Source organism: Methylobacterium sp. P3_A11 (assembly GCF_056403155.1).
In genome coordinates this window covers 40,923-47,416 of sequence record NZ_JBFUGA010000040.1, presented here as the reverse complement: position 1 = coordinate 47,416, position 6,494 = coordinate 40,923, and the positions used below count along the sequence as shown (strand labels likewise).

Below are 6,494 nucleotides of genomic sequence, written 5' to 3'. Positions count from 1 at the left end.
TCGATGGCTTCTACAATCCCCGACGCCGTCACTCGGCACTCGGCTTCACAAACCCCACCCAGTTCGAGAGGGGCATCGCCCACCAAACCGCTCTCCACTGAACTGAAGCAAGTCCACTTGTGGGTAGCGACGTTATCGAGGATGGCGTGGATCGCCTTGCCGGGCGGAACGGCGGCCTCGATGGCGTTGAGGAATCGGATGAACTCGCCATTCCGGTGGCGCCGCATGCAGCGGCCGAGCACGGTGCCCGCCAGGATGTCGAGGGCGGCAAACAGCGTCGTGGTGCCGTGACGGGTATAGTCGTGGGTCTGGGCGACGGGATGAGCGCGGGCGAGCGGCCTGTCGGGGCGGGTCCGCTCCAACGCCTGGATCTGGCTCTTCTCATCGATGGACAGCATCACCGCATGGGCGGGTGGGTCCATGTAGAGGCCGACGACATCCTCGACCTTGGCGGCGAAGGTGGGATCGCGTGAACGTTTGAACGTGCGCAGCCGGTGCGGCCGGAGGCGGTGGGCCGCCCAGATCCTTTGCACTGCGCGCGACGAGATCCCGACAACGCGGGCGACGGCACGGCCGGTCCAGTGCGTGACCTCGCCCGGTGGCTGCGAGCAGGTCAATGCCAGCACCGCGGCCACCGTCTCGGTCGGATGAGGCGGCGTGCCGGGCGGACGCGTCTTGTCGCGCAGCAGGCCATCGACGCCCGGCCCGGCGTGGCGCCGCTGCCGGCGCCATACGGCTGGTCGGCTGACGCCCGCCCGCCGGGCCACGTCCTGGACGCTCAGGCGCTCAGCCGAGAGCAGGACGATGCAGGCGCGCTGGATATGCTTGAGCGGGCGCGATCGATCCTCGGCGATCGCCATGAGCCGGGTCGTGTCGGCTGCATCAGGAAGAACGCAGACGGTCCGAGCCATCGCCCAGACTCACACACCTCATCCCGCGCGTTAACCCTTCGTCCGCGTCACTGCACCAGCGGCTGCTGCTCACTAAGGTCCAGATGGGGCGGTGAGCAGCCTTCGACGCTGCGGACAGAAACGGACGTTCAAGCCAGCAGCGATTGGTCTGATTTGAGCCCGCCTTTAGCAGACCGCCGTTTGTGGCTGCTGCTTCGCACTGGGGCGTTCCGCGAGGGCAAGCCTTATCGGACCGTTAGACACACTGCGCGCTTCCGGGCCGAACCGAGCCGTTGTCCCATTCGGTCAAGCTGCTTTGCTCAGCTTCAGTATGCTGCCGCGCGCCGCGATCCGATGTGGCTCCCGAAGTTTTCTCTGTGCTGACGGGCGGCAAAGCTGGTCCGGCGAGAGGGCGCTGCATTCGGCGCGTCTAGGGGATCGAGATTTTTCCTGAAGCCGCCTGCCTGAGCGGGCAATTCCGAGGAGACGGTCATGGATGTCACCAGACGGATCTTCGCCGCCGGCGCCGCTACGATCCCGTTCGTCGGCTCGAGCCTGCCTCTCGCCCGGGCTCAGAGCACAGCCCAGGATGCGCCACTCATCGGCAACAACGCGGTGGCCGATCCGCTGGAGCTGGCGACGGACGCCTACATCTACGGTTACCCGCTCATCACCATGGAGATGACCCGGCGCGTGCTCACCAACGTCGCCGCGCCCGAGGGCAAGGGCGCTCCCATGGGCCAGTTCGCCAACATGCGAGAATATCCGGACGCGAAGTTCCGGGCCGTCACCGCGCCCAACGCCGACACGCTGTACTCCAGCGCCTTCGTCGATGTCGGGACCGAGCCGCACCTTCTCAGCATCCCGGAGGAGCACGGGCGATACTACCTCATGCCGATGCTGAGCGCGTGGACGAATGTCTTCGCCGTGCCGGGCAAGCGCACGACCGGAACCGGGCCGCAGACCTACTTCATCGCCGGACCCGGCTGGAGCGGCAGCGTGCCGTCCGGCGCCAAGCTGATCCAGGCGCCGACCAACCTGATCTGGATCCTCGGCCGGACCTACTGCACCGGCACGCCGGAGGATTACAGGACAGTGCACGCGCTTCAGGACCAGTACCGGCTCATCCCGGCGAGCGCGGCCGGCAAGCCGTACACGCCGCCTCCGGGGCGGGTCGATCCGAGCGTCGACACGAAGACGGCGGTGCGTGAGCAGGTCAACCGCATGGATGCGACGACCTACTTCAACCTGCTGGCCACTCTGATGAAGGACAATTCACCGGCACTCGCCGACGGGGTTCCGGTCGCCAAGATGGCCTCGCTCGGCATCGTACCAGGCCAGCCCTTCGATCCGGCACGCCTGCCGCCTGCCACCCGCGAGGCAATCGCGCAGGCGCCGAAAGAGGCCATTCCTCGCATCATGGGGCACATGAAGTCGGCGGGACAGCATGTAAACGGCTGGACCTTCACGACTGACGGCGGCGATTACGGCAAGGACTACCTGCAGCGCGCTCTGGTGACGGCGGTCGGGCTCGGCTGCAACTTGCCGCAGGACGCAGTCTACCCGGTGGCCACCGTTGATGCCGCAGGCCGTCGCCTGACCGGCGCCTCGAAGTACGTGATGCGCTTCCCAGCGGGCGAATTGCCGCCCGTCAACGGCTTCTGGTCGTTGACGATGTATGACGCGGACTACTTTTTCGTCGAGAACCCACTCAACCGCTCCTCGGTGAGCCCGCGCGACAGCCTCAAGGCGAACCCGGACGGCTCGATCGATCTCCTCATCCAGCATGAGAGCCCTGGCGCGCAGCGGGAGGCGAACTGGCTACCTGCCCCGGCCGGGCCTTTTATCCTGATGCTCCGCACCTACTGGCCGAAGGACGTCCTCCTGAACGGCTCCTGGGCGCCGCCGCCGGTCACCCGCAGCTCCAGCGCCACGCTCTAGGTCGCACGGCCGGATCCCTGCTTGAGAGGCAGCGCTGCATAACGCCCAGTCCGCGAACGTCCGCCCTCGACGGTGATGCAGTTTGTTGCGACCGTCTCGCCGAAGGTAGGCTCCTCACCCGTTTCAAACCCCTAACAGCCGATCCGCATGGTTCAGTTTGGGTATTGCCCAGGCGGACTATAGACACCGGTCTGTTTCGGGTATCTGCTGGAACCAGCCAAAACGGACTTTATCAAGCAAACAACCCATAACAAACCGGCAAGCGAGAAAGCCACGAAGCGGACATCGTGAGGGTCTGCAACGGGTCGAGAGCGGGCGCCGCGGCGACGTCCGCTTCTCTGCATTGCCGCCCGAAAGCGGACCCGCTGAAATCCACCCTGAGCGGATGTCCCGTTTAGGACCCAACTCGGCCACCGAGAGCGCAGTCAGCGTCGCTCCAAAGCGGCCGTTCGTCAGCCGTCTGGCAACTTCGGCTCGGGGTGGAGAGCGGGCATTCGCCCGAGCTACCGCGACGGGCTGCTCCCTCGCTGAAAGCAGACCTTCGCCGACTGGGCGTTATGGAGCGTCACAATCTGCTGCGATGATCGGGAGCACGAGGGCAAACAGTCCATCGGCTCTGCTTCAGACGTCTAACTGATGGCGATGTCCCTCCTGATCAAGCAACTCGAACAAGAGTGACTAGAATTTTCGTCACGTCGATTGGCGAAGGCGGAGGGAGACGGCCATGAACACACCTCTACTAGCCCTGTCCCTTTTGGCTGCCCTGGCCGGCGGGGCCGTTTCGATGCCTGCCAGCGTATTCGCAGGGTCCTCCGAGGACGTCCAGACGGCCATGCAGCACCTGAAGGCGAAGACCGCTGAACTCGGTGTTCCGAGCGTGAAGGGGGAGGATGCCGTCGCCGGAAAGACCGTCCCGGCCCTCTATTTCGGCCAGACCAAGATGAACGGCAATTTCGCCGTGGTGGACGCCGTGCAGAAGGAGGTGGGCGGGACCGCGACGCTGTTCGTCAGGAGCGGCGGTGAGTTTGTGCGCGTCGCCACGAACGTCAAGAAGGATGACGGCTCGCGGGCGATCGGCACCGTTCTCGATCCGAAGGGGAAAGCCTTCGCGGCGATCACGAAAGGCGACGCCTATTTCGGTGACGCCGACATTCTGGGCAAGCCCTACACGACGGGCTACGAGCCGATCCGCGATGCAAGCAGCGGCGTCATCGGGGTCTACTATGTCGGATACCCGAAGAAGTAGGGCTTGGCCTCAGGATGGGCTTGGTGAGCTAGGCCGCGACGCAGCGAAGCGTTCCAGCAGGGCTTGCACGTGTGGATTTCTCCAGACGACCACCAAGCCCGTTCCAAACGGATGGCGTAACATTTCGGAACGCCTCGGCCGGCGACGCCCTGGATGGGAGCCACCCGCTTGCTGACCCGGACACTGGCAAAGGTCAGGACCGGGATGAGCTTCAAGGTTCTGGCCTACAACATGAAGCGGATGACCCAGATGTGGCGCGAAGAGGTAGCGGCATGTTCAAGATGCTGGTGACATGGCCCGTGTTGCTGGTCCTAACCCCAACATTTCCTGCTCTTGCACAGAGGAGGCCCCCACCACCACATGAAGCGGCGGAGATCGAGGCCCTGGTTAACAAGGCATCCTACGTTCTGGAGGAACGGGGTAGCAAAGCGTTCGCGGATTTCCGGAAGAAGGGTAGCTCCTGGCGCTACGCGGATGTCTACCTGTTCGTAGTCGATATGCACGGCGTCGTGTTGTTCAACGCTGACCGCCCGGACCGCGAGGAGCGGGACTTCCTCGACGATCGCGACGCTGACGGGAAACGGTTCCACAGGGACTTCATCGAGGTCGTCAGCAAGTTTGGATCTGGCTGGGTCGATTACATGTTCCCCAAGCCCGGCCAATCCCACGCCAGCGTGAAGTGGAGCTACGTCTGTGCGACGCGGGTTGACGGTGTTGAGGCGCTCGTGGGCGCTGGCGTCTATGTCAATTAACACCGCCTCGGTCTCGGACGGAACGGCGACGAGACGAGGCCAGCCAATCGGCGCTGACGCAACCTCTTCGAAAGTCTAACATGCTATCGTGAGCGGTCCGTCGTCGCTGACATCCCGGACGACTGCTCAGGGTCGTGAGCGGTCTCTGCGGCTATGTCCGCTTCGATGCATACGCCGCCCTGAAGCAGACCGGCAAAAACCCACCCATCTGAGACGTTCGGTGGCGCCAAGGCATGCAACTGGACCTGGCCGAAAGCGGCCCGTCCGCTTCTGGACGGGAATTCGGGAAAGCGGACGTCGCCGCGTCGCCCGCTCAGGATCAATCTGCCGCCTATGACCTCACCGCAGACAACTCTTGGAGTGTGAGGTCGATTGCTCGGACGATCTGTGTAGCGGCACGCGCCACGGCAGGGTCTTGCGACATGGCGATCGCGGCCTGCTGCAGTGTACGGAATTGCTGAAGGCGCGCGCCTGGGTCGACGCCTTGAGCGATGGCAGACTGCACGAGGCCCTGAACCAACTCATATGCCAAGCGCTCGTCGAGGCACGGTGGCGTCCAGCCCGACGACGGCGGACAGGCTGTGTTCGTGTACTCTCCGGCTGTTGAGCTGGGTGGCTTACGCCACTTCGGATGACGCCGGCCACCCACTCGCTCGATCAAATCTTCATCCTCCGAGACGCCGCAGGCCACTCCGACGATTTCACCGCATCGCCACGTCGTGATGTAAGCCCGCTCGGTAAGCTGCAGGATGCTCGTCGGGAACGAAGTTAAGGATGTGGGCACGGACCGAAGGTGATCGGCTCATCATCACACGAACCCTGATAGCCCGGACAGCGTCAATCGCCGTCCAACGTGACTGCGCTCGCAACGGTATAGCCGCGCAAACCGTTCATGCGTTCCGTAAAGAAAACATGTCCTCCACCGGAGGCCTAAGCCGATGCTGGCCAAGCGATCTCAAGGAGATGGTGAGACAGAAAGCTCGACCGGAGCGGGTCAAGCGCTGATGATGGGGGAAGCTGTTGCCGGCGTCTTTGAAGAGCACGGCGGCGCCTTAAAAGGCCTCAGACTCGAGATGCTCGCCCATGGCCTCGCGAGGTTCGTCCAACCGCTCCTGAGCACCTGTACGACCGCGGATTGGATCAAGGCCATCAACGCTCGTCTCGACCTTCTGGAAGGCGACACCGTCAAGCCAAGACCTCGGCTTGTACAGTTTGAGGCAAACGGCGTTGCGGAGATGACCGCGCCGGTTCGCTGAGGTCGGATCACGGCTACACCGGTCGGGCGAGGCTTCGCGGCCTAGTAGAAGATATCCCGACGCAGGCTCTCGTCGCGCAGCTTGCCGTTGAAGCTCTCCCAAGACCAGTTCTCCCACGGCGATCGTGAAGCGATGTACTGGATCTGTGAACCAGCTTCAGCGATCAATTTGCCCAGCGCCGTCAAGATCATCTCAGGACCAACGCGTTGATGATCCGTTACCTGCCGTACGGATTACGTTCTCTGCCTTTTCGCACTGCCGGTCACTTACCTCGGCCGGCATCTGACTTCCTGAAGTGTCGCGCAGCGAACTTGCGCTGATCACAACCCACGTCTTTGGCGTCGTCAGGCCAAAGCGACGGCGTAGGAACATGGTTCCGAGCCCGGTTTTCGCTTGCCCTTAGCGGCCT

Annotated in this window: 5 protein-coding genes and 1 pseudogene; 4 read left to right on the top strand and 2 right to left on the bottom strand. The window is 63.6% G+C overall.

The window, feature by feature from the left end; all coding sequences use genetic code 11:
* Positions 1-911, bottom strand: a 911-nt coding sequence (locus AC1DXK_RS14395) for an IS630 family transposase (protein ID WP_477298110.1), incomplete at its 3' end; no start/stop codon positions are given.
* Between the two features lie 471 nt (positions 912-1,382).
* On the opposite strand from AC1DXK_RS14395, the gene AC1DXK_RS14390 reads away from it, so the two are divergent.
* The 4 genes from AC1DXK_RS14390 to AC1DXK_RS14375 all read left to right on the top strand — a co-directional run bounded on the left by AC1DXK_RS14390 (position 1,383) and on the right by AC1DXK_RS14375 (position 6,085).
* Entirely contained in the window at positions 1,383-2,831 is a 1,449-nt protein-coding gene (locus AC1DXK_RS14390; protein ID WP_457105329.1) for a DUF1254 domain-containing protein, read from the top strand.
* A gap of 724 nt (positions 2,832-3,555) precedes the next feature.
* On the top strand, positions 3,556-4,077 hold the full coding sequence (locus AC1DXK_RS14385) for a Cache 3/Cache 2 fusion domain-containing protein (RefSeq protein WP_457105328.1): 522 nt from the start codon (positions 3,556-3,558) through the stop codon (positions 4,075-4,077).
* 272 nt (positions 4,078-4,349) lie between these two features.
* Positions 4,350-4,829 carry a cache domain-containing protein gene (locus AC1DXK_RS14380; RefSeq protein WP_457105327.1) on the top strand — a complete coding sequence of 160 codons (480 nt, stop codon included), beginning with the start codon at positions 4,350-4,352 and terminating at the stop codon, positions 4,827-4,829.
* A 938-nt stretch (positions 4,830-5,767) separates the two neighbouring features.
* Positions 5,768-6,085 (top strand): hypothetical protein, encoded by a 318-nt coding sequence (locus tag AC1DXK_RS14375; RefSeq protein ID WP_457105326.1) that lies wholly within the window; start codon positions 5,768-5,770, stop codon positions 6,083-6,085.
* Between the two features lie 44 nt (positions 6,086-6,129).
* Here AC1DXK_RS14375 and AC1DXK_RS14370 read toward each other — a convergent pair.
* Positions 6,130-6,285, bottom strand: a pseudogene (locus AC1DXK_RS14370) (integrase core domain-containing protein); the annotation flags it as partial.
* Positions 6,286-6,494: the final 209 nt, after the last annotated feature.

Bases quoted from the DNA above. Each gene is read 5' to 3' on its own strand.
- AC1DXK_RS14390 (WP_457105329.1), top strand. From the start codon at position 1,383: ATGGATGTCACCAGACGGATCTTCGCCGCCGGCGCCGCTACGATCCCG.
- AC1DXK_RS14385 (WP_457105328.1), top strand. From the start codon at position 3,556: ATGAACACACCTCTACTAGCCCTGTCCCTTTTGGCTGCCCTGGCCGGC.
- AC1DXK_RS14380 (WP_457105327.1), top strand. From the start codon at position 4,350: ATGTTCAAGATGCTGGTGACATGGCCCGTGTTGCTGGTCCTAACCCCA.
- AC1DXK_RS14375 (WP_457105326.1), top strand. From the start codon at position 5,768: ATGCTGGCCAAGCGATCTCAAGGAGATGGTGAGACAGAAAGCTCGACC.